We start from the raw sequence: 2,443 nt of genomic DNA, 5'->3' as shown, positions 1-2,443 counted from the left end.
AGATATTTTTCAAGAAAACAAAGGAGAAATTCAAACAGGAACACCCGGAGGTTGCCCGGTATGAGAAAGCCACCGCCTACCTTGCCAAACACCCGGACGATAAGGATAGTACCCAAAAGGAGCTGCAAGAGGAGCAGGAAACACTTCTCAGCGAAATCGCAGAACTGAAAGTACCGCTGATCGAGGTACAGGAGGATTTGAAGAAGCTGCGGGACATCCGCTACTGGGTACGGAAAGCCACACCCGGCACAGAAGAAAGCAAAGAGCCGCCCAAGAAGCAGTCCCTCAAAGAAGTCTTGCAGGATAAGGCTGACGAGAAAAAACCACAAAGAACCGCCTCGGCACAGACGAAACACAGACAACAGGATATGGAACTTTAACAGGCACTTGCCATTTTCAATCAGAGAATGTCAGGTGCTTTTCTTATTTTCAAGGAGGGATAGATTTGAATGTATTTGAAGCTGTGAAGCAGTCCGTCACAACAAGACAGGCTGCGGAGCATTATGGAATCCATGTAGGTCGGAACGGGATGGCTTGTTGCCCGTTCCATAACGATAAAACCCCAAGCATGAAGCTGGATCGGCGTTACCACTGCTTCGGCTGCGGTACGGATGGGGATGTGATTGATTTTGCCGCCGCTCTGTATGGGCTGGGAAAGAAAGAAGCCGCCGTACAACTGGCACAGGACTTTGGAATTTCCTATGAGGACTGGAAACCGTCGGGAAAGGTAAAAAAGCCCAAGCCCCGGCAGAAATCCCCGGAGGAACAGTTTCAGGAAGCAAAGAACCGCTGCTCCCGTATCCTTGCCGATTATCTCCACCTGCTTCGGGCATGGAGAAAGGATTATGTCCCGCACTCCCCGGAGGAAGCCTTTCATCCCCGGTTTGTGGAAGCCTTACAGAAGCAAGACCAAGTGGAATATCTGCTGGATGTGCTGCTGTTCGGGGAGACAGAGGAAAAAGCGGCTTTGATTACGGACTACGGAAAGGATGTGATACAGCTTGAACAGCGAATGGCAGAGCTTGCAGCCGCAGACGCAGCAAGAACTAAAAAACACCATGAACGCCATGCAGCCACCCCAGAGCGCCCCTGAAATCAAGGCGGGGCTGGAAACTACCGAGAAAGGCGGTGTCCGTCAGAGCATACGGAACTGCCTGACCGTATTCCAGCGTGACCCTCTGCTTTCCGGGGCTATCGCATACAACATCCTGACCGACCGCAAGGACATCATAAAGCCCATCGGCTTCCACAGAGAAAGCACCGCCCTGAACGATACGGACATGAAGTATCTGCTTCTTTATCTGGAAGAAACCTATGGGCTTACCAATGAGAAAAAGATTGATAATGCCATCGGGATTGTGGCGAATGAAAACAAGTACCATCCCATCCGGGACTATCTCAATACTCTTGTGTGGGATGGGACAGAGCGAATCCGTTTCTGCCTGCGGCACTTTCTGGGGGCTGACGCAGATGATTACACCTATGAAGCATTGAAGCTGTTCCTGTTGGGTGCAATCTCACGAGCCTTTCAGCCAGGGTGCAAATTTGAAATCATGCTCTGTCTGGTAGGCGGTCAGGGGGCTGGAAAGTCCACCTTCTTCCGTCTGCTGGCAGTCCGGGACGAGTGGTTCTCCGATGATTTGCGGAAGCTGGACGATGACAATGTGTACCGCAAGCTGCAAGGTCACTGGACTATCGACATGTCGGACATGATGGCAACCGCCAACGCCAAGAGCACTGACGAAATCAAGTCGTTTTTAAGCCGGCAGAAGGAGGTCTACAAGATACCCTATGAAACCCACCCGGCAGACCGCCCCCGCCAATGCGTGTTTGGCGGCACTTCCAATGCTCTTGACTTCCTGCCCCTTGACCGTTCCGGCAATCGCCGCTTTATCCCCGTCATGGTGTACCCGGAACAAGCCGAGGTTCACATTTTGGAGGATGAAGCTGCTTCCAGAGCCTATATCGAGCAAATGTGGGCAGAAGCTATGGAGATTTACCGAAGCGGCAGGTTCAAGCTGGCTTTCAGCCCCGCCATGCAGCGGTATCTCAAAGAACACCAGCGGGATTTTATGCCGGAGGACACCAAAGCCGGGATGATACAGGCGTATCTTGATAAGTACACCGGGAGCATGGTCTGCTCCAAGCAGCTCTACAAGGAAGCCTTGAACCATGCCTTTGACGAGCCGAAGCAATGGGAAATCCGGGAAATCAACGAGATTATGAACCAGTGCATTTCTGGCTGGCGGTACTTCCCGAACCCAAGAATGTTTTCCGAATATGGCAGACAAAAGGGCTGGGAGCGTGAAAACCCGGCAACGGACTCCGGCAACCCGTCTGAAAAAACGATGGACGGTTTTGTGGAGGTCACAGAACAGATGGAGCTTCCGTTCTGAAAATGGCAGCCCGTTGCACCCCCTGTTGCTATCCCGTTGCCGAGCCG

Annotated in this window: 2 protein-coding genes and 1 pseudogene; all 3 read left to right on the top strand. The window is 52.2% G+C overall.

The window, feature by feature from the left end; translation table 11 throughout:
• A pseudogene (locus PGQ38_RS19110) lies at positions 1 to 380 on the top strand (MobQ family relaxase); the annotation flags it as partial.
• Positions 381 to 445: 65 nt separating this feature from the next.
• Positions 446 to 1,093: a CHC2 zinc finger domain-containing protein gene (locus PGQ38_RS19105; RefSeq protein WP_270433139.1), complete on the top strand. Its 648-nt coding sequence runs from the start codon at positions 446 to 448 to the stop codon at positions 1,091 to 1,093.
• Positions 1,059 to 2,396: a virulence-associated E family protein gene (locus PGQ38_RS19100; protein ID WP_270433138.1), complete on the top strand. Its 1,338-nt coding sequence runs from the start codon at positions 1,059 to 1,061 to the stop codon at positions 2,394 to 2,396. Before PGQ38_RS19105 ends, PGQ38_RS19100 begins: the two co-directional genes overlap by 35 nt.
• Positions 2,397 to 2,443: the final 47 nt, after the last annotated feature.

The organism is Blautia faecis, assembly GCF_027662325.1.
In the GTDB taxonomy this organism is placed as follows: domain Bacteria; phylum Bacillota; class Clostridia; order Lachnospirales; family Lachnospiraceae; genus Blautia_A; species Blautia_A faecis.
This window is presented reverse-complemented; position numbering and strand designations above follow the sequence as displayed.